This window comes from Microbacterium phyllosphaerae, from assembly GCF_050628115.1.
Lineage (GTDB): Bacteria > Actinomycetota > Actinomycetes > Actinomycetales > Microbacteriaceae > Microbacterium > Microbacterium phyllosphaerae_A.
Genome location: NZ_CP192502.1, coordinates 1,268,489 through 1,290,838, shown reverse-complemented (window position 1 = coordinate 1,290,838; position 22,350 = coordinate 1,268,489). Strand labels below are relative to the sequence as shown.

Annotated in this window: 23 protein-coding genes; 9 read left to right on the top strand and 14 right to left on the bottom strand. The window is 68.0% G+C overall.

The window, feature by feature from the left end:
• Window positions 1-26: 26 nt before the first annotated feature.
• From ACQ4LY_RS05960 to ACQ4LY_RS05950, 3 genes are read right to left on the bottom strand one after another with little or no spacing between them, the layout of a single operon-like run.
• The gene (locus tag ACQ4LY_RS05960) at window positions 27-905 is read right to left on the bottom strand and encodes a carbohydrate ABC transporter permease (RefSeq protein WP_431075098.1); all 879 of its coding nucleotides are present in this window, start codon (window positions 903-905) and stop codon (window positions 27-29) included.
• Entirely contained in the window at window positions 905-1,798 is an 894-nt protein-coding gene (locus tag ACQ4LY_RS05955) for a carbohydrate ABC transporter permease (RefSeq protein ID WP_431075758.1), read from the bottom strand. Before ACQ4LY_RS05955 ends, ACQ4LY_RS05960 begins: the two co-directional genes overlap by 1 nt.
• A gap of 59 nt (window positions 1,799-1,857) precedes the next feature.
• Window positions 1,858-3,183: an ABC transporter substrate-binding protein gene (locus tag ACQ4LY_RS05950; protein ID WP_431075097.1), complete on the bottom strand. Its 1,326-nt coding sequence runs from the start codon at window positions 3,181-3,183 to the stop codon at window positions 1,858-1,860.
• A 101-nt stretch (window positions 3,184-3,284) separates the two neighbouring features.
• Here ACQ4LY_RS05950 and ACQ4LY_RS05945 point away from each other — a divergent pair, with 101 nt between their 5' ends.
• Window positions 3,285-4,505 (top strand): ROK family protein, encoded by a 1,221-nt coding sequence (locus ACQ4LY_RS05945; RefSeq protein WP_431075096.1) that lies wholly within the window; start codon window positions 3,285-3,287, stop codon window positions 4,503-4,505.
• Here ACQ4LY_RS05945 and ACQ4LY_RS05940 read toward each other — a convergent pair.
• On the bottom strand, window positions 4,489-5,409 hold the full coding sequence (locus ACQ4LY_RS05940; RefSeq protein ID WP_431075094.1) for a LysR family transcriptional regulator: 921 nt from the start codon (window positions 5,407-5,409) through the stop codon (window positions 4,489-4,491). The genes ACQ4LY_RS05945 and ACQ4LY_RS05940 overlap by 17 nt on opposite strands.
• Before the next feature lie 71 nt (window positions 5,410-5,480).
• Between ACQ4LY_RS05940 and ACQ4LY_RS05935 the strand changes: the two genes are divergently transcribed.
• From ACQ4LY_RS05935 to ACQ4LY_RS05925, 3 genes are all read left to right on the top strand, one after another.
• The gene (locus tag ACQ4LY_RS05935; protein ID WP_431075092.1) at window positions 5,481-6,464 is read left to right on the top strand and encodes a DMT family transporter; all 984 of its coding nucleotides are present in this window, start codon (window positions 5,481-5,483) and stop codon (window positions 6,462-6,464) included.
• 115 nt (window positions 6,465-6,579) lie between these two features.
• Window positions 6,580-7,254 carry a hypothetical protein gene (locus ACQ4LY_RS05930; protein ID WP_431075091.1) on the top strand — a complete coding sequence of 225 codons (675 nt, stop codon included), beginning with the start codon at window positions 6,580-6,582 and terminating at the stop codon, window positions 7,252-7,254.
• 15 nt (window positions 7,255-7,269) lie between these two features.
• Entirely contained in the window at window positions 7,270-7,515 is a 246-nt protein-coding gene (locus ACQ4LY_RS05925) for a hypothetical protein (protein WP_431075090.1), read from the top strand.
• 187 nt (window positions 7,516-7,702) lie between these two features.
• Here the strand turns inward: ACQ4LY_RS05925 and ACQ4LY_RS05920 are convergent, their stop codons facing one another.
• From ACQ4LY_RS05920 to ACQ4LY_RS05905, 4 genes are all read right to left on the bottom strand, one after another.
• Window positions 7,703-9,058 carry a dihydrolipoamide acetyltransferase family protein gene (locus tag ACQ4LY_RS05920; protein WP_431075089.1) on the bottom strand — a complete coding sequence of 452 codons (1,356 nt, stop codon included), beginning with the start codon at window positions 9,056-9,058 and terminating at the stop codon, window positions 7,703-7,705.
• Window positions 9,059-9,109: 51 nt separating this feature from the next.
• Window positions 9,110-10,090, bottom strand: a complete 981-nt coding sequence (locus tag ACQ4LY_RS05915; RefSeq protein WP_431075087.1) for an alpha-ketoacid dehydrogenase subunit beta — start codon at window positions 10,088-10,090, stop codon at window positions 9,110-9,112.
• 115 nt (window positions 10,091-10,205) lie between these two features.
• Window positions 10,206-11,333: a pyruvate dehydrogenase (acetyl-transferring) E1 component subunit alpha gene (pdhA, locus tag ACQ4LY_RS05910; RefSeq protein ID WP_431075086.1), complete on the bottom strand. Its 1,128-nt coding sequence runs from the start codon at window positions 11,331-11,333 to the stop codon at window positions 10,206-10,208.
• A 95-nt stretch (window positions 11,334-11,428) separates the two neighbouring features.
• Entirely contained in the window at window positions 11,429-12,496 is a 1,068-nt protein-coding gene (locus tag ACQ4LY_RS05905) for a histidinol-phosphate transaminase (protein ID WP_431075085.1), read from the bottom strand.
• 184 nt (window positions 12,497-12,680) lie between these two features.
• On the opposite strand from ACQ4LY_RS05905, the gene ACQ4LY_RS05900 reads away from it, so the two are divergent.
• Window positions 12,681-13,043 (top strand): type II toxin-antitoxin system death-on-curing family toxin, encoded by a 363-nt coding sequence (locus ACQ4LY_RS05900; protein ID WP_431075084.1) that lies wholly within the window; start codon window positions 12,681-12,683, stop codon window positions 13,041-13,043.
• Window positions 13,044-13,099: 56 nt separating this feature from the next.
• Window positions 13,100-13,504: a phage holin family protein gene (locus tag ACQ4LY_RS05895; protein WP_056311187.1), complete on the top strand. Its 405-nt coding sequence runs from the start codon at window positions 13,100-13,102 to the stop codon at window positions 13,502-13,504.
• A gap of 57 nt (window positions 13,505-13,561) precedes the next feature.
• Here the strand turns inward: ACQ4LY_RS05895 and ACQ4LY_RS05890 are convergent, their stop codons facing one another.
• Window positions 13,562-14,839: a hypothetical protein gene (locus ACQ4LY_RS05890; protein WP_431075083.1), complete on the bottom strand. Its 1,278-nt coding sequence runs from the start codon at window positions 14,837-14,839 to the stop codon at window positions 13,562-13,564.
• Complete coding sequence (locus tag ACQ4LY_RS05885) at window positions 14,836-15,099, bottom strand: hypothetical protein (protein ID WP_431075081.1); 264 nt, start codon at window positions 15,097-15,099, stop codon at window positions 14,836-14,838. The genes ACQ4LY_RS05890 and ACQ4LY_RS05885 overlap by 4 nt, the downstream gene beginning before the upstream one ends.
• A 231-nt stretch (window positions 15,100-15,330) precedes the next feature.
• Between ACQ4LY_RS05885 and ACQ4LY_RS05880 the strand changes: the two genes are divergently transcribed.
• The gene (locus tag ACQ4LY_RS05880; RefSeq protein WP_431075757.1) at window positions 15,331-15,807 is read left to right on the top strand and encodes a low molecular weight protein-tyrosine-phosphatase; all 477 of its coding nucleotides are present in this window, start codon (window positions 15,331-15,333) and stop codon (window positions 15,805-15,807) included.
• Window positions 15,804-17,186: an adenylosuccinate lyase gene (gene purB / locus ACQ4LY_RS05875; protein WP_431075756.1), complete on the top strand. Its 1,383-nt coding sequence runs from the start codon at window positions 15,804-15,806 to the stop codon at window positions 17,184-17,186. Before ACQ4LY_RS05880 ends, purB begins: the two co-directional genes overlap by 4 nt.
• A gap of 458 nt (window positions 17,187-17,644) precedes the next feature.
• On the opposite strand, the gene ACQ4LY_RS05870 is transcribed toward purB, so the two are convergent.
• The 3 genes from ACQ4LY_RS05870 to ACQ4LY_RS05860 all read right to left on the bottom strand — a co-directional run bounded on the left by ACQ4LY_RS05870 (window position 17,645) and on the right by ACQ4LY_RS05860 (window position 20,186).
• Window positions 17,645-19,078 (bottom strand): MFS transporter, encoded by a 1,434-nt coding sequence (locus tag ACQ4LY_RS05870; protein ID WP_431075755.1) that lies wholly within the window; start codon window positions 19,076-19,078, stop codon window positions 17,645-17,647.
• 107 nt (window positions 19,079-19,185) lie between these two features.
• Window positions 19,186-19,539, bottom strand: a complete 354-nt coding sequence (locus ACQ4LY_RS05865; protein WP_431075080.1) for a hypothetical protein — start codon at window positions 19,537-19,539, stop codon at window positions 19,186-19,188.
• Window positions 19,536-20,186, bottom strand: coding sequence for an acyl-CoA synthetase (locus ACQ4LY_RS05860; protein WP_431075079.1), 651 nt, complete (start codon window positions 20,184-20,186; stop codon window positions 19,536-19,538). Before ACQ4LY_RS05860 ends, ACQ4LY_RS05865 begins: the two co-directional genes overlap by 4 nt.
• Before the next feature lie 309 nt (window positions 20,187-20,495).
• Between ACQ4LY_RS05860 and ACQ4LY_RS05855 the strand changes: the two genes are divergently transcribed.
• Window positions 20,496-21,404: a hypothetical protein gene (locus ACQ4LY_RS05855; RefSeq protein ID WP_431075078.1), complete on the top strand. Its 909-nt coding sequence runs from the start codon at window positions 20,496-20,498 to the stop codon at window positions 21,402-21,404.
• A gap of 34 nt (window positions 21,405-21,438) precedes the next feature.
• Here the strand turns inward: ACQ4LY_RS05855 and ACQ4LY_RS05850 are convergent, their stop codons facing one another.
• Window positions 21,439-22,275, bottom strand: a complete 837-nt coding sequence (locus ACQ4LY_RS05850; protein ID WP_431075077.1) for a sulfurtransferase — start codon at window positions 22,273-22,275, stop codon at window positions 21,439-21,441.
• Window positions 22,276-22,350: the final 75 nt, after the last annotated feature.

Below are 22,350 nucleotides of genomic sequence, written 5' to 3'. Positions count from 1 at the left end.
TGTTGCGGTCTGCGGTGTGAGAGATGTCAGCCCTTGACGGCGCCCTGCGTGACGCCCTCCATGACGAAGCGCTGCGTGAACAGGTACGCCAGGATCGCCGGGGCCATCGCCATCAGGTACGAGGCGAACGACACGTTGTAGTTGTTGCTGAACTGGGTCTGGAAGAGGTTCTGTCGCACCGGGAGCGTCTGCATGGCCGGGTCCGAGATGATCAGCGACGGCATCATGAAGTCGTTCCACGCGTAGAGGAAGGCGAAGATCCCGACGGTCGCGCTCATGGGTGCCAGCAGCGGGAAGATCAGCTGCCAGAACGTCTGCCAGGTGGATGCTCCGTCGATGCGGGCGCTCTCTTCGAGCTCGATCGGGATCGACCGGAGGAACGCGGTGAAGAGCAGAACACTGAAGCTCAACTGGAACATCGTCGCGAGGATGATCACGCCGAAGGGGTTGTCGAGACCGACACGACCCGTCAGCTGGATCTGCGGCAGCGCGACGACCGGGAACGGGATGAACATCGCCGCCAGCAGGTAGAAGAACGAGTAGCGGAACAGGCGGTGATCCCAGTTGCGGACGATCGCGTACGACGCGAAGGCGGCGAGCACGATGGTCGCGATGACCGTTCCGGCCGTGACCAGCAGCGAGATGCCGGCGCCGACCGGGAACTTCGTGAGGTTCCAGGCCTCGACGAACCCGTCGATGCTGAACGGGGCGGGCAGCGAGAACGCGTTGCCGTCGACCGCCTGGGCGGAGGTCTTGAAGGCCATCGAGATCGTCACGTACAGCGGCAGCAGCACCGTGACGGCGGCCAGGATCAGGATGATCGTGCCCGACCAGTTGACGCGCTCCATGCGTACGCGCGGCTTCTTGCCCGAGGTGGGGATGGTGGTGAGTGTCTGCGTCGACATCAGAGTGCGTTCCTTCCGCGGGTCAGCGAGAGCTGCAGCAGGGAGATGAGCACGGCGACGATGAAGAAGATCGTCGCGTTGGCCATCTGATAGGCGTAGTCGCCGCCGTTGAAGCCCGCGATGATCGTCATCGCGACGCTGCGGGTCGAGGTGCCGGGTCCGCCGTTGGTGAGGCCGACGATGATGTCGTAGGCGTTGAGGAACCCCTTGAAGCCGAGGATCACGTTGATCACCACGTAGCCCGCGACGAGTGGGATGGTGATGCGGGTCAGCTGCTGGGTCTTGCTCGCACCGTCGATGCTCGCGGCCTCATAGACCTCGCTGGGCACCGAGAGAAGACCTGCGATGTAGATCAGCAGCGCACCGGGCACCGCCTGCCAGGCGGTCACGATGACGATCGCGACCCAGGCCAGGTCGGGGTTGGCGAGCAGGCTCGTCTCGAGCCACGGGATGCCGGTGGCCGCACCGGCCGCCGGGAGGGAGTTGGAGAACAGGAAGTTGAAGACGTAGGCGATGATGATGCCGGAGATGACCATCGGGATCACGAAGATCGTGCGAAGGCCCGTCTTGAAGCGGATGCGGGAGGTCAGCCCCACCGCGAGGAGGAACGCGATCACGTTGACGACGATCACCGTGGCGATCGAGAAGCCGAACGTGAACAGGTAGCTCTGCAGGATGGCCGGATCGCTGAACATCGCGATGTAGTTGGTCAGTCCGTTGAAGCTCCACTCGCCGATGCCGATGGAGTCGGTGAAGCTGAAGAAGATGCCCATGACCGCGGGAACGGTGATCGCGAGGGTGAAGATCACGAGGGTCGGCAGCAGGAACAGGTAGTAGATCGGCTCGACGCGTCCCTTGCGACGGCGGAGCGTGCGGCCCTGCCCCGTGACGATCGAGGTCGTGTCCGTGGTCGGGCTGTTCGGCCGCGTGACATTCGCGGGTGCGGTGGTGCTCACGGTGCGGACTCCTCTGTCTCGCCGGATGCCGCATCGTCTGTCTTGGGGATCGGCGCGCGGAAGGCGATGCGAGCCCAGTCCGCGTCCATCGTGCGCAGCGTCGAGGAGGTCGAGGCGCCCAGCACCATCGCCTGCGCGTAGTTCATCACCGGGATCGTCTTGGGCACGAGCACTGAGGGGCCCTGATAGATCTGCCCGTTCTCGTAGTACTCGATCATCCCCTCGATGCGGGGATCGTCAGGAGCCGGTGCATCCTTGGTCGGGGTGAAGCCGAGCTGCGACTCGTTGTACGCCTCGATGTTCTCGGGCAGATAGAGGTACTCGAGGAACTCCCGCGCCGCCTCCTGGTGCTTCGACCCTTCGGGGATCATCGCGCCCAGGTCCATGTTCACGCGCACGCCGAGGTCGGCGGGGTCGTCGGTCATGGGCAGCGGGAAGGTGCCGAGCTCGAGGTCGGGCGCGGTCTTCGCGATCTCGCTGAAGGCCCAGGGGCCCTGCATGTACATCGCGGCCTCGCCCTTGCTGAACGCGAGGTTGCCGTCGCCGTATCCGCGGCTCGCGGCATCCTCGTTCGTGTAGTCGTTCGCGAGCTGCATCATGCGATCCATCGGCTCGGCGAAGTCCTGCTCGAACGAGACCGGCGAGTCGGGTCCGACCGAGGCGCCCTCTTCGGCCATCGAGTCGAAGAAGTCGATCGTGTCGACCGAGCCGCCGATCGTGTAGTCGTACCAGCCCTGACCGACCGTCCAGTCGTCCTTGAATGTGGCGTAGAAGGGGTCGATCCCGGCCTCCTTCAGCTGGTCGCAGACCGCGAGCAACTCGTCCCAGGTCTGCGGGACCTCGAGCCCCTGGGCGTCGAAGATCTCCTTGTTGTAGATCACCGATGCCGCCATGACCGAGTAGGGCAGCGCGCTGGTGCGCCCCTCGCACGATCCGTACTGGTCCATGAGCGGCTGCAGGTCGTCTCGCACGGATGCCGCGGCATCCGTATCGGAGAGATCGCTCAACGTGCACCGCTGCACGAAGCGCGCGATCTCGTAGTTGTAGTTGCCGAGGATGAGGTCTGGCGGATTGCCCCGCACGAAGCTGGCCGAGATGACATCGGGGCCAGAGGTGTCGATCTCGACGCGGACATCGCTCTGCGACGAGTTGAACTGCGCGACGAGGTCGGTCATGAAGCCGATCGCCTCACGTTTGTTGAACGTGAAGCGGATGGTCTCGGTTCCGCCGGCCGTCGAGCAGCCGGTGAGGGCGGCCCCGACCAGGGCGAGAGCGGCCGCACCGGCGACGATCTGCGCCGGGCGTGGAGGTTTCACAGACACCGTTGTCCTTTCGTCCTGTAGATCCGCGGACTAAATCTAGTGAGCGAATTTACTTCGATGAACGGTACTCTCTCATCTGGACGAGAGTGAGGTCAAGACCCGTGTCAGAAGTTTCTGCAGGTCTCGGCACCGGAAGAGCCAGTGTCGGCACGATCCTGGATTTCGCGTGGACGGCTGGAGAGTTCACCGCCACCGATGTGATGGCGTTCACCTCGCTGACCCGCTCGACAGCGATCGATGCGATCGACACGCTCGTCAGCGCCGCCGTGCTGCGCGAGCTGCCGAACGCCCGAGTCGCCGGAAGCTATCGCGCCGGGCGGCCGGCGCGGCGCTTCGTGCTGGCATCCGACCTCGGCGTCGTCGTCGGGGTGGATGCCGGCGACACCCACCTCGCGGTGACGATCGCCGACCCCCTGGACCAGACACTCGTGCACCACCGCACCGATCTCGACTCGACCCAGACCGCGGCCGACCGCCGCGCGACGATCCTCGGGCAGATCGAACTGGCACTGGACGAAGCCGACGTCGAGCGCTCGGCTGTGCTCGCGGTCTGTGTCGGGGTGGCAGCCCCTGTAAACCGTGCGGGAATCTCACCCCCGCACCCCGACGGCTTCTGGGAGCGCACGAACCCCGGCCTCGCTGAGGCGCTCGAGGATTGGGCGCCCGTTGTCGAGATCAAGAACGACGCACAGCTCGCCGCGATCGCCGAAGGCTCGGTGGGTGCGGCTGTCGGCTGCCGCGACTACGTGGCGCTGCTTGCGGGCGAGCGGTTCGGCGGCGGAGTCGTCGTCGACGGCCACGTGCTGCACGGCGCGCATGGCGGTGTCGGCGAGAGCATCGTGTTCGACCACATCATCGGGGTGGGTTCGGCGTTCGGACTGAGCTACGCGCTGCAGGACCAGGTGCGGGCGGGCGTCGAGAGCGGCGAGATCCACTCGGACTCGGCGATCGGACGCCTCGCCGCCGCCGATCGCGTCGACCCGCGGATCGTGCTGACCGCCGCGGCTTCGGGCGACACCGATGCGCTGCTCGCGACCTCGCGCGTAGGCGCGACGCTCGCGCGCGTCGTGGGCGTGCTCGGCAGCATGTACGACCCGTCGAGAGTGATCGTGTGCGGTGCGGTGGCCGAGAGCGTCGATCCCGTCATCACCGCCGCGCGCGAAGTGGTGCCGGCTGAGCTGCACCTGCCGGCACCCGAGATCCTCGCCTCGACGCTCGGCGCCGAGGTCGTCTCGATCGGCGCCGTCGCGACGGCTCGAATGGCCGCCCGCGAGGTGGCGGTGCCGCTCCTGGCGGAACGGCGCCTCAGCGCGGTGAGCTGAACGCGCCGTGCTGCACGCGCGCCGCGACGTCCTGCAGGGCTCGGAGCACACGCCTGACCGCCGTGTAGGCCAGAGCATCCGGCCGGGCCAGCACGTCGACGTGGCGGACCAGATCCACATCCGACAGCGGCCTGAGAACGAGGCCGTCCACAGCCAGAGGTGTGGCGGTGGCGCGAGGCATGACGGCGATCGCCGCCCCGGCCCGCACGACCTCCGCCGTCACCGAGAACTCGTTGATGCGATGCGCGATCCGCAGCGGCGCCCCCGAGAGCGCCGCGAGATGGTCGAGCACACCCGCGAGAGGGAAGCCCTCGTGCACCGACACCCATTCCTCGTCGCGGAGGTCGGCGAGGGCGATGCCCGCTCGGCCGGCGAGACGGTGATCTGCAGGAAGGGCGATGTCGAGTGGCTCCTCGACGAGCGGGATCGCGACGACCCGATCCGCGGGCCAAGGGGCGTCGTGCGCGAGCCGATGGGCGATGACGAGATCGTGGTCGGCGGTGAGCCCGGGAAAGTCTCGGTGCGGGACGTCGGCATCAGCGAGGCGGACGGCAGGACTCCCGTCGAGTTGCCTGAGGAGCGGTCCGAACAGCGCGAGACCGGCACTGTTGAAGGACGACACCCGCACCGGCCGGTCGCCGGCTTCGAGGAGCGCCCCGATCGAGTCGCGTGCCGCAGTCAATGCCTCATCGACACGAATGCTCGCCGCGGCGAGCGCCTCCCCCGCCGCGGTCAGGACCAGGACTCGACCCCGCCGCACGGTGAGCGGCAGAGCCACCGCCGACTGCAGAGTCGCGAGCTGCTGCGACACCGCTGACGCCGAGACTCCTAGGGCGGCCGCGACGGCCGTGACGCTGCCTCGGTCGCGAAGCTCCCGGAGCAGTCGGAGGTGAGTCGGATCCATAAGGACAACCTTACGAGAACTGTAAGAAGATGCCCCTTGGTCTTCATGGTCAGCGTCGCCAGAGTGAGTACATGCCTCGTCGTCCTCCTCGCGATCTCCTCGTCGACGTTCTGCTCGTCGCCGTGGCGGCGGTGTGGGGCGCGAGCTTCATGGCGGCCAAGAGCCTGGCCCTCGAGACCGGCGTCGCCTCCGCCGTCGCACTGCGGTTCCTCGTCGCGGCTGTCGCTCTCGCCGTGATCTGCGCGGTGCGCAGGGAACGGATGCCGCGCGGTTGCGGGCTCGCCGTCGCCGCCCTCCTCGGCCTCTCTCAGGCCGCCATCATCGGACTCGAGACCTGGGGCGTCCACCTCACGTCGGCGACCAATGCCGGCCTGCTCATCAGTCTCGCGCTCGTCCTCACCCCCGTGCTCGAGAGTCTCGCCGCGCGCTCGTGGCTTCCGCGCTCGTACTTCGTGGCCGCCGTCGCGGCCGTGGTAGGCGTCGCCCTTCTCGTGTCGGACGGCGGCCTGCGGATGCCGACCGCAGGCGACGCCCTCGTGATCGCGGCGGCGGTCGTGCGCGCCTTGCACGTGACCGCGAGCGCCAGACTCACCCGCGACCGCCGAGACAGCACGCTCGCCGTCGTCCTGGTGCAGCTCATCGTCTGCGCCGCTGCGTCGTCGGTGGTGGCGGGCGACGAACTGCCCGCGGCCGTCATGCGACTCGACGGATCGGGGTGGGCGAACGTCCTGTTCCTCGGCCTGATGTGCTCGGTGTTCGCGTTCGTGGTCCAGCTCTGGGCGGTGCGGCGCACCTCTGCGACGCGCGCGAGCATCCTCATGGGCACCGAGCCGGTCTGGGCACTCCTGGTCGGACTCCTGCTCGCCGGGGAGAGCGTCGGCCTCATAGGCCTGCTCGGCGCCGCGCTCATCGTCGCAGCGTCATACGCGGGGCAGGCGATCGAACGCCGCCACCGGCACCGTGGGTTCGAGACCACGAGCGGTCACGGCGAGGCGAGAGTTGTGAGCGCATTGGCCGTGTCGATCCTTCCGCCGACAAAGAATGTCAGGAAGTAGCAGGTCGGGCGAAAAGGTGAGGCGGTGTCCCCCGAAAGGCCGACATACGGCTGAGGACGCCCCTTCCTACCGTGGACGAGGGCAATCCTGCCCATGCATATGGAAAGGTCACAACTTGACTACTCACGTTCGTTCACGTTCATTCAAGGCGCTCGTCGTCGGGGCGGCTGTCAGCGCTCTCATCCTCGGCGGAGGGGTGGCTTCCGCGAGCGCGTCCGACTCGGATCTGAGCGAGGTCGCCCTGTCCGAGCTTCGCGCGAACCTCACCGCGCCAGCCGACATCGCTGCGTTCGACGCACTCTCCGTCGAGCAGGAGGCACAGCTCGCCGGTTACCTGCTCGGTGAGACGGATCCATTCGCGGAGCTCTCAGCCACAGCGCCCAGAGACGGGGACTTCGAACTCCGCACGGTTACTGCACCTACTCCTGCGGAGGGTGTCTCCGCCCGAGCTGCGACGCGGAGCGTGAGCGCATGGCAGTCCTTCCTCTTCGCCGGGATCACGATCTCGAAGACAACCGTCCGTGAGACGTATAACTACTCCGGCGCGAACGCCACCAGCGTCGCCGCATATTCGTGCGTCGTCGATGCGAACTACGACCCCTACTCACAGATCACGGTCTCCAAGGCTGGTGCGTACGTCAGCGGCGGCAAGGCCACAGCCGAGTGCAAGGTCTCGGTCAAGCGCGGCGTTCCCACTCCGTGGGGCCCCATCAGCTGGAGCACCGCGTCGAATGTTCAGTACGTCACGGGCAACGGTGCCGGCACCGTCACCAGTCACGGATGGCGCTGAGTTAGGCTCGGTCGCATGAATCCTCTGGTTCCTGTGGGCACCGACATCGTCTGGGCAGGTCTCGTCACCGTGCACTCGCTGCTGGCGCTTGCAGCGTTGATCTCCCTCGCCCGGTCGCACGACAAGAAGGGTTGGATCGGTACTGCACTGTTCATCATCCTCGTGCCGTTCATCGGCCCGGTAGTTTCGCTCATAGCAGCCCATCGGTCGCGCAACGAAGGCGTCGGGGCCGAGCAGACAAGCGTCAGCTCAACCTCCTGACCCAGGCGAATCAGCCTCGGGGTCTCGCCGTGCAGGTCACGGCGGGACCCTTCGTCCGTGCTGGCGCCGTTCGCACCAGCACGCGAGCCGGCGTGCACCCGGATATCATCTGACCCGACATCGAACGTGCCTCGCCTGCTCCATGGTTCGAGTCTCCGTTGGAGCGGGCAAGAGGTCATCTCACATATCACTCCACGAGCAGTGCGGGCTCCTCGAGCACGGATGCCACGTCGGCGATGAAGCGGCTCATGCCGTCGCCGTCGATCACGCGGTGGTCGAAGGATCCTGCGACGGTGGTGACCCAGCGGGGGCGCACCTCGCCGTCGACGACCCACGGCTTCTGGCTGATCGTGCCCATGGCCACGATGCCGGCCTCGCCGGGGTTGATGATCGGCGTTCCGGCATCCATCCCGAACACACCGATGTTGGTGATCGTGATCGTGCCGCCCTGCTGGTCGGCAGGGCTCGTCTTGCCCTCACGGGCCGTGAGCGTGAGGCGGTTCAGGGCGCGGGCGAGCTCCTTCATGCTGAGGTCCTGCGCGTCCTTGATGTTCGGCACGAGCAGGCCGCGCGGAGTGGCCGCGGCGATGCCCAGGTTCACGTAGTGGCGCACCGAGATCTCGGCTCCGCCCTCGGTCTCGATCCACGCGGCGTTCACCATCGGCGTGCGGCGGGCGGCCCAGATGACCGCGCGTGCCATGATCAGCAGCGGCGAGACGCGGATGTCGGCGTAGTCGGGCGACGCCTTCAGGCGCTTGACGAGCTCCATCGTGCGGCTCGCATCGATCTCCTTCCACACGGTGACGTGCGGGGCGGAGTAGGCGCTCTGCACCATCGCCGACGACGTGGCCTTGCGCACACCCTTGACCGGGATCGACTCGGTGCGGTCGTCGGCCACCGGGGCGGATGCCGGCGCTGCCGTCACTCCACGGGCGAGGCCCGCCGGGGTGCTCTGCGGAGCGGGAACGGTCTCTTCGCGCACGGCGCCCCACTCGGGAGTCTCGATGTTGCGGAAGACACTCGCCTGCGAGGCATGGGTCACGACGTCGTCGCGTGTGACCTCGCCGTCTGCGCCGGTCGGCGTGACGGTCGTCAGGTCGACACCCAGGTCGCGGGCGAGCTTGCGGATCGGGGGCTTCGCGATCACGCCGACCGACGAGCGCACCGGGCGCTCGGCGGGTCGCTTGCGACGAGACGTCGCACCGCCGCCGGTGCCGTAGCCGACGAGCACCGAGCCGCCGCCCTCCTCGGGCGCCGGTGCCTCGGCGGTCGCGATCTTGCCGGGACCGGCATCGTCGCGAGCATCCGTCACGAACGTGATGATCGGGGATCCGACCTCCACAGTCGCACCTTCGGCGGCGAGCAGCTCGCCGACGACGCCGGCGTGCGGCGAGGGCAGCTCCACGAGCGACTTGGCCGTCTCGATCTCGCAGATGACGTCGTTGATGGCGACGGTGTCACCGGGCGCGACCTTCCACGCCACGATCTCGGCCTCGGTCAGGCCTTCGCCCACATCGGGAAGGTTGAAGTTCTGGGTGCTCATTTCGGTCCTTTCGACGTTTCGACTCGCTGCGCTCGCTCAACGACCAGAAGGTCAGTAGGCGAGGGAACGGTCGACGGCCTCGAGGATGCGGTCGGCGTCCGGGAGGTAGGTGCCCTCGAGCTTCGCGGGCGGGAAGGGGGTGTCGTAGCCCGAGACGCGCAGCACGGGCGCTTCGAGAGCGTAGAAGGCGCGCTCCATGACGGTCGCCGCCACCTCGCTGCCGATGCTCGTGAAACCCTGCGCCTCCTGCGCGTAGACCATGCGTCCGGTCTTGCGCACCGAGTTCAGGATGGGCTCGTAGTCGATGGGCGACAGCGATCGCACGTCGACGACCTCGCAGCTGGTGCCCTCGGACTCGGCGAGCGCCGCGGCCTGCAGCAGCGTCGTGACCATGGCGCCGTGCCCGACGAGCGTGACGTCGGAGCCCGTGCGCACGACACGCGACGAGTGCAGCGGAGCGGCCGAGCCGTCGAGCTCGACCTCGCCCTTCTGCCAGTAGCGGCTCTTCGGCTCCATGAAGATCACGGGGTCGTTCGACGCGATGGCCTCCTGGATCATCCAGTAGGCGTCGTTGGGCGTCGACGGCGAGACCACACGCAGACCCGGGGTGTGCGCGAAGTACGCCTCGGGGCTCTCCTGGTGGTGCTCGACCGCGCCGATGTGGCCGCCGTACGGGATGCGGATGACGATCGGCAGGCTCAGCTTGCCCTCGTGCCGGTTGGTGAGCTTGGCGAGCTGCGTCGTGATCTGGTCGAACGCCGGGAAGACGAACCCGTCGAACTGGATCTCGATCACGGGGCGGAAGCCGGCCATCGCGAGTCCGATCGCGGTGCCCACGATGCCGGATTCGGCCAGGGGCGTGTCGAGCACGCGCTTGTCGCCGAAGTCGCGCTGCAGGTGCTCGGTGACGCGGAAGACACCGCCGAGCTTGCCGATGTCCTCGCCCATGAGCAGGACCTTCGAGTCGTCCTCCATCGCCCGGCGCAGGCCCGAATTGAGGGCCTTGCTGAGGGGCATCGTCTCGAGGGTCATGCGTGCACCGTCCTCGACGTCGTGAACTTCTGCGGCCCCATGCACGTTCGGCGGCCACTGCGCGCAGCGCGGGCCGCGAAAGTCGCTCCTGGCCGAGAATCCTGAAGGCAGTCCATCACTTGCTGTCTCCTTCGAACGACGCCTCGTATCGCGCGTGCCAGGCCTTCTGCTCCGCGATGAGGGGGTGGGGGTCGCTGTATACGTGGTCGAAGATCTTGTCGGCGGTGGGCGCGCCGAGCTCGACGCTGCGGGCGCGCAGGTCTTCGGCGGCGTCAGCGGCCTCGGCATCCACGTCCGCGAAGAACTGTCCGGCCGCTCCCCTGTTCTCGAGGAACGCGCGCATGCGGTCGATCGGGTCGCGCTGCGCCCACGACTGCTCCTCGTCGGACCCGCGGTACTTCGTGGGGTCGTCGCTGGTGGTGTGCGCCCCGAGCCGGTAGGTCACTGCCTCGATGGCACGCGGGCCCTTGCCGCTGCGAGCCTCGTCGAGCGCGACGCGCGAGACGGCGTAGCTGGCGAGCACGTCATTGCCGTCGACACGGACGCTGGGGATCCCGTAGCCGGCGCTGCGCTCGACGAGCGGCACGCGCGACTGCGTCGACACGGGCACCGAGATCGCCCAGTGGTTGTTCTGCAGGAAGAAGACGGTCGGCGACTCGTAGCTGGCGGCGAAGACCATCGCCTCGTGCACGTCGCCCTGGCTCGATGCGCCGTCGCCGTAGTAGACGATGACGGCTTCGTCCTTGTCGACGTCGCCTGTTCCCGAACGGCCGTCGAAGTTCAGCCCCATGGCGTAGCCGGTGGCGTGCAGCACCTGTGAGCCGAGCACGAGCGTGTAGAGGCGGGTGTTGCCGTTCTTGGGGTCCGTCGGATCCCAGCCACCGTGCGAGACACCGCGCATGAGCTTGATGATGTCGACGGGATCGACCCCGCGGATGCGCGTCACGGCGTGCTCACGGTACGACGGGAAGATCGTGTCCTGCGCACGGGCGGCACGGGCGGATCCGACCTGAGCGGCCTCCTGCCCGCGGCTCGGCGGCCACAGGGCGAGCTGCCCCTGACGCTGCAGGTTCGTCGCCTGGGTGTCGATCGCGCGAATGCCCACCATGTCGCGGTAGAACTGCTCGAGCTCGGCGTCGCTGATCGCCTCGATCAGCGGCAGGTACTGCTCAGCAGCCGCACTCGGCGTGTAGCGGCCGTCCTGATCGAGGACGCGGACGAGTTCAGTCTCTGACGAGGTCACGGTGCCACGCTACCGCCGCACGCATGCCCGGTCACGCATACCTAGGACGTCCTCGCATCTGCCGGGAACCCGGAGAAATGGCGGGTTGGCGACCCTCAGCGCAGGCTCGCGGCGACGTCGAGCACACGCACCACGGACTCTTCTTCGCCGACCGAGATGCGGATGCCGTCGCCCGGGAACGGACGCACGATCAGGTCGGCAGCGACGAAGGCCGCGGCGACCTCGACGGTGCGCTCACCGGTGGGGAGCCAGACGAAGTTGGCCTGCGAGTCGGGCACGTCCCAGCCCTGCCTCCGGAGTCCCTCGAGCAGGCGCGTGCGGCGCTCGACGATCACGGCGACCCGCTCGAGCAGTTCGCCCTCGGCGTCGAGGCTCGCGATCGCGGCGTTCTCGGCGGCAGAGGTGACGGAGAGCGGGATGCCGGTGGTGCGGGCAGCGTCGAGGACCTTCTCGTGGCCGATCGCGTAGCCGATGCGCAGACCTGCGAGTCCGTACGCCTTCGAGAAGGTGCGCAGCACGACGACGTTCGGATGCCGTTCGAACACGCGCTCCGCGAGGCCGTCGACCGCGCCGGGGGCGGTGACGAACTCGGCGTAGGCCTCGTCGAGGATGATCAGGACGTCGGTGGGGACGCGCTCGACGAACGTCGCGAACTCGTCGCTCGTGATGATCGGACCCGTGGGGTTGTTCGGCGTGCAGAGGATGACCGCGCGGGTGCGGTCGGTGACGGCATCCGCCATCGCGTCGAGGTCGTGACGACCGTCGGCCGTGACAGGCACCTGCACCCCGGTGCCACCGGCGACGAGCGGCAGACTCGGGTAGGCCTCGAACGAGCGCCAGGCGTAGACGACCTCATCGCCGACCGACACTGTTGCGAGGATCAGCTGCTGGAGGATCGACACGCTGCCCGCGGCGACGTGCACCTGGTCGGGCTCGACGGCGTAGCGCGCGCCGAGCCGCTCACGGAGCCTTCCGGCGGTCGCGTCCGGGTAACGGTTGATCGGCGTCGTGTGCTGCAGGGCGGCGGCGACCGAAGGCAGTGGTTCGAAGGGGTTCTCGTTGCTCGAGAGCTTGAAGGCGTCGGGACCTGCCTGCTTGCCCTGGCGGTACGGCGCGAGGGCGGCGATGGCGGGACGGATGCGCGGCAGGATCGGATCGGTCACAAGGATGAGTCTAGATTCCGCCGCCCTCTGCGCTTGCCGAGCGACGACACACATCGAAGCACGCGCTTCTGATCGAAGCCGCTGATCGATTCCTCCGCGAAGAGGTGACGACCGAGCAGGCCGTGGTGATCGCACGCGGCGTGGCAGACCGGTACTCCGAGCTGCTCAAGAAGCTGGAAGACGCGTGACCCGATACCTCGAGCTCCCGCAGGCTGTCGGGATCCTCGAGGACCTGGGTCTCCACGTCCGAGACATAGGTCTTCTCGCCTCGGCATTGGCCCGCCCGTCGAGCTCGATGTTCGGCGACGAGGCGTACGCCACCATCGAGACCAAGGCCGCTTCACTCCTGTCCTCTCTGAGCCAGAACCATCCCCTCTTCGATGGAAACACGCGATTCTCGTGGATCATGACCATGACGTTCCTCGAGCTGAACGGCGTCATCGTCGACATGGATCTCGGTACGGCTTTCGATCTGGTGCTGAGTACCGCACAGAGCAAGGTTTCGCTCGATGAGATCGCCGAGGCGTTCCGAGCGCACGCCCGGTGACCGCCGCGAGCGTCTCGACTGACATCGAGAACTGCGCATGGGAGACTGGGCTGACTATGCGCTTCATCATCCGAGTCGTCGTCAACGCGTTCGCCCTCTGGGTCGTGACGCTGATCCCCGCCCTGCAGGTGCAGATCCAGGCGTTCGCGCCGGGTGAGACCCTGCAGCTGGTGCTGACCCTGCTCGCGGTCGCCGCGATCTTCGCGCTCGTGAACACGATCATCGGCACCGTCGTCAAGATCGTCGCGTTCCCGCTGTACATCATCACGCTGGGCCTCATCGGGTTCGTGATCAACGGCTTCCTGCTGTGGCTCACCGCCTGGATCACGAGCGGCTTCGGCTGGGGCCTCACTGTCGGCAGCTTCTGGTGGGGCGTTCTCGCGGCGTTGATCATCTCGCTGATCAACGGGGTCTTCGGCTTCATCCTGCGCCCGCAGAGCAAGAAGCAGCGCCGCGACTGACTCGCACCCACTCGCGAGCGTTCCGGGGCTCGCGGGCGTTCCGGGGCTCGCGGGCGTTCATCCGACCCGCTCGGCGTGATACTCGGTGCGCTCGATCACCTCGGCCGAGTCGAGTTCCCTCCAGAACTCGTCCGCCGCGTCGATCCGGGGATCGTTCGAGGCGTCAGCCGCCTCGGCAGTCTCGATGTACGTGTCGAGGTGATGAGCATCGACGAGCCAGTCCTCGGGGGTGTCGCCCGGGTTGCCCTGAGTCGAGATGACCATGCTGTCGGCCGACCCCGTGCCCTCGGGCGAACCGCCACCCGCGAGCGCCGGGACGGGGTCATCGGTGTGGCGGAGCTGGATGATCGTCTGGCCATCGTCGAGGGTGGGCTCGACCGGGCTCCCGGCGGTGATCTGCATCTGCACGTCGTACCCGCTCTCCATCGCGAGGTGCGCGGTGATCATGCCGGATTGTGAGTGCGCGACGACATCGACCTCGTCACCGGGCTGGGCTCCCGCAGCCTCCAGGGCATCGAGCGTGGCCTGGTACGAGGCGGCATCCTGCTCCGTGTAGAGCTCGACGTTGGACTTGAGGTCCCATGGGTCCTTGCCTCCCCACCCGACGCTCTGGGTCCCCTTCAGATAGGCGACGTACTTCGTGCTGCCGTCGGCGAAGGAGTACTTCTCGACAGCGATCTGCGCCCCCGAGGTGACAGGCATACGCCCCAGCGCGCCCGCGATGTCCGTCGGCGCGCCGGTGGGGGTCGAGGTCTTCACCGGCGCGACCGAGACACGATCGGCCGTGCCCTTCAGCGTCTCGCCGGGGAGCACCTTGCCGAAGCCCGAGGTGAGCCCCACCAACGCCGCAGTGCCGAAGACGTCGTCGTAGATGGAGGGGGTCACGATGTTGCCGACCAGCCCTTCGAAGCTCCCCGCGCGCCACTCGATGATGAGCTTCTCGGCCATGTCGGCGATGCGGTCGTCGGATGCCGCCAGCCGATCGGCACGGCGCATCAGTCGCTGCGCCGTGCTCGGATCGGTGTGCGACAGCATCTCGGCTTCGGCGCGCAGCTCGACGTACTCATAGGTGTCGGCCATGAGCCGCGTGGATGTGGCGGTCTTCTGACACTCCGAATGAAGGCCGGCCACACGCTGCCCCGACGACCACAGCTCGACAGTGTCGACCTGCGCGCTGAAGCCAGGGGTGTCGAGGATGACCCGATAGGCGCGCATGAGCGCGGAGCGCGCATCGTCGTAGCACGAGGCGACGCCCTCGATACGTCGAGCGACGTCTCGCAGCGCGTCGGGGTCGACCGCGATGGCCCCGCCGTGATCGATCGTCAGCCCGGTCATGAGATCTCCGCCCGCTCGACCTCGGATTCGCGGCTGCGCGTTTCGGAGGCCTCAGCACGGGTGCTCACCCGCAGATGGTCGAGCGACTCCTGCATCGCGCGCACTCCGTCTGAGTGCCAGTCGGTGTCGGCGGCGAGGACGGCGAGTGCTGCTCGGACATCGTCGAGCGCATCGACGGCCGAGCCGAGGGCGGCCACCGCCTGGGCTTTGGCCCACGCGGCGTCGGCGGTGCCGGTGGGTGCGAGTGCAAAAGAGTACATGCGCTCAGCATCCGTGATCCATGCGATCCGTGGAGTCCGACGATCGCCGTGATCGCGGGGATCGTGAGCAGCTCGCCGCGACCGTCATCCGTGCAGAACGAGACCGTCGCAGCGGTCGCGCACGACGCGGGCGTCGCGCGATCGGTCGGCGACCGGCAGAATAGGACGGTGACATCCCCGGATCCCTTCCGCGTGATCTTCGTGTGCACGGGGAACATCTGCCGCTCTCCGATGGCGGAGGTGGTGTTCCGCGAACTCGCGGAGAGGCAGGGTCTGGGTTCGCGCATCGTGTCGCGCAGCGCCGGCACGGGCGACTGGCATGTCGGTGAACGTGCGGATCATCGCACGCTCGACTCCCTCAGCCGCCGCGGTTACGACGGCTCGCTCCACCGCGCGAAGCAGTTCACCTTCGCCTCGTTCTCGGACAACGACCTGGTGGTCGCACTCGACCGCACCCACGAGCGCATCCTCCGCGAATGGGCACACAACGAAGACGAAGAGGGCAAGGTCACCCTGCTGCTCGCGTTCGACCCGGAAGCGCCGAGCCAGGACGTGCCCGACCCCTACTACGCCGGCCCCGAGATGTTCGATTCGGTGCTCGGTATGATTGAGGCGGCGACTCGCGGGCTGTTCCGCCAGCTCGAGCCGGCTCTTCGCCAGCCCCGCACGCCCCGCACGCCCGGGGCCCGATCAGGAGGACTCCCCTGACTTTCCAGCCTTCGCTCCCGCCGCAGCCCCTGAGCCCCCTCGACGGTCGCTACCGCGGCGCCGTCACCGGTCTCGCCGACTTCCTCTCGGAGGCGGGCCTGAACCGCGCCCGCGTCGAGGTCGAGGTCGAGTGGCTGATCGCGCTCACCGACCGCTCGCTCTTCGAGACGAGCCCACTGTCGGATGCCGACAAGGAGCGCCTGCGCGCCCTGTACCGCGACTTCGGTCAGGCCGAGATCGACTGGCTCGCCGAGAAGGAAGCCGTCACCCAGCACGACGTCAAGGCCATCGAGTACCTGGTGCGCGACCGCCTGTCGACCCTCGGCCTCGACGCGATCGCCGAGCTCACCCACTTCGCCTGCACGAGTGAGGACATCAACTCCGCCTCGTACGCGCTCACCGTGAAGCGTGCGGTCGAAGAGGTCTGGCTCCCCGCCCTCGACGTCGTGATCGCGAAGCTCCGGGAGCTTGCGGCCGAGCATGCCGACGCCGCGATGCTCTCGCGCACCCACGGACAGCCAGCCACCCCGTCGACCATGGGCAAGGAGATCGCCGTCTTCGCGTGGCGTCTCGAGCGCGTGCGCGCCCAGATCGCGGCATCCGACTACCTCGCCAAGTTCTCGGGCGCGACCGGCACCTGGTCGGCGCACCTGTCGGCCGACCCCGACGCCGACTGGCCCACGATCTCTCGCGAGTACATCGAGGGCCTCGGGCTGGGCTTCAACCTGCTGACCACGCAGATCGAGTCGCACGACTGGCAGGTCGAGCTGTACGACCGCGTCCGTCACGCAGGCGGGATCCTGCACAACCTCGCCACCGACATCTGGACCTACATCTCACTCGGCTACTTCGCGCAGATCCCCGTCGCGGGCGCGACCGGTTCGTCGACCATGCCGCACAAGATCAACCCGATCCGCTTCGAGAACGCCGAGGCGAACCTCGAGATCTCGGGTGCGCTGCTGGCATCCCTCGGGCAGACGCTGGTGACGAGCCGCCTGCAGCGCGACCTCACCGACTCGACGACGCAGCGCAACATCGGCGTCGCGTTCGGGCACTCGCTGCTCGCGATCGACAACCTGCGTCGTGGGCTGAACGCGATCTCGCTGTCGCGCGACGTGCTGCTCGCCGACCTCGACGTGAACTGGGAGGTTCTCGCCGAGGCGATCCAGACCGTCATCCGCGCCGAGGTCGTCGCCGGTCGCTCGTCGATCACCGACCCCTACGCTCTGCTCAAGGAGCTGACCCGCGGACACCGCGTGGGCGCAGCCGACCTCGCGGCCTTCGTCGAGGGACTCGAGATCGGGGATGCGGCGAAGCAGCGCCTGCTGGCACTGACCCCCGCGTCGTACACGGGCATCGCCGAGCAGCTCGCGAAGTAGTCCCCGCGGTGGGTGCGGGTGCGACCGTCATCCGCGCGCACAGTGCGGTGCCAATAACGCATCGCTCTCTCTATGCGGGGTCGATAACGCATCGCGGGCTCTCTGCGGGGTCAAAAACGCATCGCGCTCTCTATACGGGGTCGATAACGCATCGCAGCATCGCAAACACCGGAATCGGATGCGGAAGTGACCCCGCACGGGATTCGGGCGTACTTCAGCGCGTCGCACCCGAGCCCGAGCAATGACGCATCCCCCCGCTCCAGCCGGGGTCAAGCGCATCGCGCGCACTGTGCGGGGTCACTAACGCACCGCAAACACCGGAATCGGATGCGCAACTGGCCCCGCACCGGAATCGGATGCGCAACTGACCCCGCACACAGTGCGAGGGATGCGCAAGTGGCCCCGCACCCGAGCCCCTCTCACCGGAGCGACGACACCGCGACAATGGCCGCGAACGGCTACGGGCGGGGCTCGCCGGAGTGCGCTCCGGCGGAGTCTCGCGGCATGAACGCGGCCGCGATCAAGGTCAGCACGGCCACGATCGCGGCGGCGATGAACACCCACACGGATGCCGAGACGATGGTCGCCGGGTCCTCGGGGCCGGCGCCCTGGGCGATGACCGAGTTCGAGATCGCCCCGAACACGGCCACTCCGAGCGCACTTCCCGCCGACCGGGCGAAGGCGTTCATGCCGGTGACGGCGCCTCGCTCGCCCCAGCCGACCGAAGCCTGGGCTGCGATGAGCGTCGGGGCGGCACTCCACCCGAGGCCGAAGCCGAGCACGAAGGCGACGGCCGCGATCGAGAACGGGTTGGGCCAGGGTGAGACCAGGGCGAGAGCTATCGCCGCGACGGCCGTGATCGACATGCCCGTGAGCGCGGTGCGGCGGAACCCGATCCGCAAGTACAGGCGCCCGGAGTTCGCGGCGGCGAGCGGCCACCCGAGGGTCAGCGCCGCCACGGCGAGCCCCGACAGCAGCGGGGCGATCCCGATCGATCCTTCGAGATAGGCGGGCGCGAAGCTCGTGACGCCCGTCATCAGTGCGCCGATGCCGAGCGACACGATCGTGGTCGTGAGGATGAGCGGACGCGCGGCCAGCCGCAGGTCGACGATCGGCTCGGCAGCCCGCCGTTCGACGAGGCCGAACGCGATCAGCGCCAGGACTCCGAGGCCGAAGCAGATCGCACTGGGAACGGAGAGCCAGGCCCACGCGTTGCCGCCCTCCAGCATCCCGAGGATGAGGCCGGTGAGCCCGATCGTGAGCAGGACGGCTCCGGCGTAGTCGATGCGATGCCTCTGCGTCTGCTTCTCTTCGTGGTACTTGCGCAGCAGCATCCACCCCGCGATCAGGCACAGCGGGATGTTGACCCAGAAGATCCACCGCCACGCGTCGAGCTGCGCGAAGATCCCGCCGAGTGCGGGTCCGACGACCGACGAGATCGCCCAGACGGAGGCGATGTAGCCCTGCACCTTGGCGCGCTCGGCGACCGTGTAGATGTCGCCGACTATGGTCATCGACATCGGCGCGACCGCCCCGGCGCCCAGACCCTGGACGATGCGGAAGATGATCAGGGAGGTCATGCTCCAGGCGAAGCCCGACAGCAGGGAGCCGAGGAGGAAGAGTCCGATGCCGAGCAGGATGATCGGCTTGCGCCCGACGGTGTCGGCGAAGCGCGAGTAGATCGGCACGCTCACGGCCTGGGCGAGGAGGTAGACCGAGAAGAGCCACGGGAACTGCTGGTAGCTGCCGAGATCGCGGACGATGCTGGGCACCGCCGTCGCGAGGATCGTCGCGTCGATCGCGATGAGTCCGGTGGCGAGCATGAGCGCACCGAGCACAGGACCGCGGGTCGAGCGGAGTCCGATGGAGGCGCGGTCGATCGAGGCAGTCACTACAGTCACAAGCGCTCGGGCGCGGGGACTATTCCGGACGGATTCCGGAGTTTCCTGCGCCGCAGATGAGAGCAGAGGCGCCGCGCATCACGACTGGGCGAGGCGAGTCAGGAGGAAGCGCTGTGACCCGGCTTGTCGGACTCGGGCTCGTCGGGTGTCTCGGGGTCGAAGAGCACCGGACGGTCCACGGTCTTGGTGACGTCGGCAGGATCGACCACGAGGATCAGCATCGCGAGGAACAGCAGTGTGATGATGAACGCGCCGCCGCCTACCACCAGGCCGAGGGCGATCGGGGTGAGGCCGTCGTAGGTGCCGTTCGCGATGGCGTTGTTCACCCGCGCGGTGAAGGCTCCGGTCGAGACGAGCGTCACGATCGCGGCGAAGACACCGCATGCGAGGGCGATGCCCAGCAGGTGCAGTGGGCGCAGGATGTCGCGCCGGGTGGGCTTCTCGTCGCTCATCGGTCTCCTCCGTGCCCGGCGGGGGCAGGGTCGTTCTCGGTAGCTGCGGAGTCGGCGACGGCGTCGGCGCGCTTCGGGGTGAGCCCGGCGATGCCGAGGAAGACGGCGACGATGGCGGCGTACCCGCCGAACATGCCGACGCCCAGGATGATGCCGGTGAGCTCGAACTCTCCGGCACCCTTGATCGCGTAGGGCTGCACGAAGCCTGCAGGGATCGCCAGCAGCAGTACGGCGAGCAGCAGACCGAAAGCACCCAGGGTGATCGAATCACGTGCCGTGGGGTCGCCCGTTCGGCGTCCGCGCAGTCCGACGACCAGCTCGAGGATTCCGGTGGCCACCGCCCAGGCGATCACGACGACGAAGAAGACGTCATCGGTGCGCCAGGCCGGCACTCCCGCGATCATGCCCGCGGCGAAGCCGAGGATGGCCAGGACCACCGACGGCCAGCGCTGCCCGGCGGGGAACACGAGCCAGGCGGCGACGATCATCACGAGGGCGGTCGTCAGCACGAACCCGCTGAAGACGGAGAGACCGACGGCCGCCGAGTGGTCGGGCGAGAAGGTGATCATCACGGCCGCGGCGGCGGCGAAGAGCGCGCGCAGCAGCTGAAGATGACGCACGGTGAACGCGCGGGCAGGGGCAGACATGACGATCCAGAGTCCTCCGGGGTGTTCCTCCCAGTCTACGCGGGGGCGCGGAGTGGGCGCGGACGCCGAGAAGGAGGTGTTCGCGGGGCCCGATGGATCTCCCCAGATCGATCATCAGGCCCCGCGACAGAACGCAGCGACGGGGGCGACACCGCGTTATAGGCCGATCCGTCGTGAGGTCGGGCACCCTGCCCACGACTGTTCAGCCCAGCTGACCCCAGAAATAGCATCTCGTCCCCTACGCGATGCCGGTGTGGTCGTATGCTCACTTTAGAACTCGATTCTTCACATACCGGAGGGGGTGCTGTGATGAGTATGGAAAGTGGCATCCGCCGGTATGCCGATGTATTTGCAGCGTCCTTCCGTGACGCGATCAATGCACGTGGATTGACTCTGGCGAGACTGCACGAGCAGCTGCGCGCCCGCGGCAACAGCGTGTCGATGGCGACCCTCAGCTACTGGCGATCCGGCGCTCGTCGGCCGGAGGGCGCCCAGTCGATGGCGGCGCTCAGCGACATCGAGCAGCTGCTGCACCTCGAGCCCGGTTCCCTCACCGCACTCCTCGGCACCACCAACCGCACCGGCCCGCTCGGGCCCAATCAGTTCCCGCTCGACGAGCAGGAACTCGAGCAGGCGGTGAAAGAGGCCTTCGCGGCCCTCGGCGCCGAGTACCCCGACACCTCCCGCGAGCTGACCACGCACTCGGTGACGGATGTGGATGCCGACGGCAACGTCTCGTACTCGATCACGCGCAGCATCGTGCAGTCGACCGTCGGCACGGTCGCCTCGATCCCGTTCCTCGAGATGACACCGGGCGTGAGCACCCCCGCGCCGATCATCAATGCGGTGGCCGGCGGCCGGATCGCCGCCCGCTACTCGCATCCGAACGGCGAGGTGCACGGCGTGCTGTTCGAGCTCGACGTGCCGCTGACCGCTCCGAGCACGTCGATGGTGGAGTGGTCGGTCGAATACCCGCCCGGCTATCCGCCGCAGCGCGAGACGGGTCACGCCGTCGCTCGGCAGTGCCGAGAGCTGCTGGTGTGGACCCGGTTCCACCCTGACGCCCTGCCCGATCGCATCGAGGAGCGCGCCGAGACGCCGACCGGCACCAAGACGACGCAACTGTCGCTCGAGGGCCGCAACTCGGTGCATCAGGTTCGTCGAGCCTTCGGCCCCGGGCTCCTCGGAGTGTCCTGGACCTACGCCGACGGACGCTGACCGCCTCAGCCGGTGCTGCCCGCCGGGCTGACGCTCAGCCGGGCTGATCGCCGACGGCGACCGCGCGGCCCGGAGTGTTGGACCACTGGCTCCACGATCCGGGGAACACCTTGGCCTCGATACCGGCCTCGTCGAGCACCAGCGCAGTGTGTGCCGCCGTGATGCCGGAGCCGCAATAGGCCGCCACCGGAGTGCCCTCGGTCACGCCGACGGCCGCGAAGGTCGCCTGGAGGGTGTGCACGTCGAGGATCTTGCCTTCGGGGTTCAGGTGAGCCGCCATCGGCAGGTTGAGTGCGCCGGGGATGTGTCCGCCGATGGGGTCGAGCGGTTCGTGGTCACCGCGATACCGTTCGGGGGCGCGCACGTCGAGCAGCACACCGTTCTCGGGGAACGACGCCGCCTCGTCGATCGAGATCGCGTCGGCACCGATCTCGTCGAGGACGACATCGCCCGACTCGACCTCCACCTCGTCGGTCGCGACCGGCAGACCGGCCGCAGTCCAGGAACGGATGCCGCCGTCGAGCACGCGCACGTCGACGCCGCCCTGTCGCAGCAGCCACCAGGCGCGCGATGCGCTGAGCCCCTTCGCGTCGTCGTAGGCCACGACCACGTCGCCCTGGTTCACGCCCCACCGGCGCGCAGCATCCTGCAGCGTCTGCGTGGACGGCAGCGGGTGGCGCCCCTCCGACGGCTCCCCGTGAGTCGCGAGCTCGGTGGAGAGCGGAACGTAGACGGCTCCGGGAATGTGGCCCCCGAGATAGTCGGCGTGACCGTCGGGGCGGTCGAGTCGCCAGCGCACGTCGATCACTCGGACGGGCGCCTCGGACGCCCGCAGCTCGTTCAGTTCATCGACGCTCACGAAGTTGCTCATGAGGCGAGGTTATCGAGACGCCGTTCGAATCGCGCACCTGGCCGCATTCTGTCGTCATATCGGGCCATTTGCGCG

What these genes read in the sequence shown, in the direction of transcription:
- ACQ4LY_RS05960 (WP_431075098.1), bottom strand. Translation starts at nt 905, where the DNA reads ATGTCGACGCAGACACTCACCACCATCCCCACCTCGGGCAAGAAGCCG.
- ACQ4LY_RS05940 (WP_431075094.1), bottom strand. Translation starts at nt 5,409, where the DNA reads ATGGATCCGACTCACCTCCGACTGCTCCGGGAGCTTCGCGACCGAGGC.
- ACQ4LY_RS05935 (WP_431075092.1), top strand. Translation starts at nt 5,481, where the DNA reads ATGCCTCGTCGTCCTCCTCGCGATCTCCTCGTCGACGTTCTGCTCGTC.
- ACQ4LY_RS05925 (WP_431075090.1), top strand. Translation starts at nt 7,270, where the DNA reads ATGAATCCTCTGGTTCCTGTGGGCACCGACATCGTCTGGGCAGGTCTC.
- ACQ4LY_RS05920 (WP_431075089.1), bottom strand. Translation starts at nt 9,058, where the DNA reads ATGAGCACCCAGAACTTCAACCTTCCCGATGTGGGCGAAGGCCTGACC.
- ACQ4LY_RS05915 (WP_431075087.1), bottom strand. Translation starts at nt 10,090, where the DNA reads ATGACCCTCGAGACGATGCCCCTCAGCAAGGCCCTCAATTCGGGCCTG.
- ACQ4LY_RS05895 (WP_056311187.1), top strand. Translation starts at nt 13,100, where the DNA reads ATGCGCTTCATCATCCGAGTCGTCGTCAACGCGTTCGCCCTCTGGGTC.
- ACQ4LY_RS05890 (WP_431075083.1), bottom strand. Translation starts at nt 14,839, where the DNA reads ATGACCGGGCTGACGATCGATCACGGCGGGGCCATCGCGGTCGACCCC.
- ACQ4LY_RS05885 (WP_431075081.1), bottom strand. Translation starts at nt 15,099, where the DNA reads ATGTACTCTTTTGCACTCGCACCCACCGGCACCGCCGACGCCGCGTGG.
- ACQ4LY_RS05880 (WP_431075757.1), top strand. Translation starts at nt 15,331, where the DNA reads ATGGCGGAGGTGGTGTTCCGCGAACTCGCGGAGAGGCAGGGTCTGGGT.
- ACQ4LY_RS05865 (WP_431075080.1), bottom strand. Translation starts at nt 19,539, where the DNA reads ATGAGCGACGAGAAGCCCACCCGGCGCGACATCCTGCGCCCACTGCAC.
- ACQ4LY_RS05860 (WP_431075079.1), bottom strand. Translation starts at nt 20,186, where the DNA reads ATGTCTGCCCCTGCCCGCGCGTTCACCGTGCGTCATCTTCAGCTGCTG.
- ACQ4LY_RS05855 (WP_431075078.1), top strand. Translation starts at nt 20,496, where the DNA reads ATGAGTATGGAAAGTGGCATCCGCCGGTATGCCGATGTATTTGCAGCG.
- ACQ4LY_RS05850 (WP_431075077.1), bottom strand. Translation starts at nt 22,275, where the DNA reads ATGAGCAACTTCGTGAGCGTCGATGAACTGAACGAGCTGCGGGCGTCC.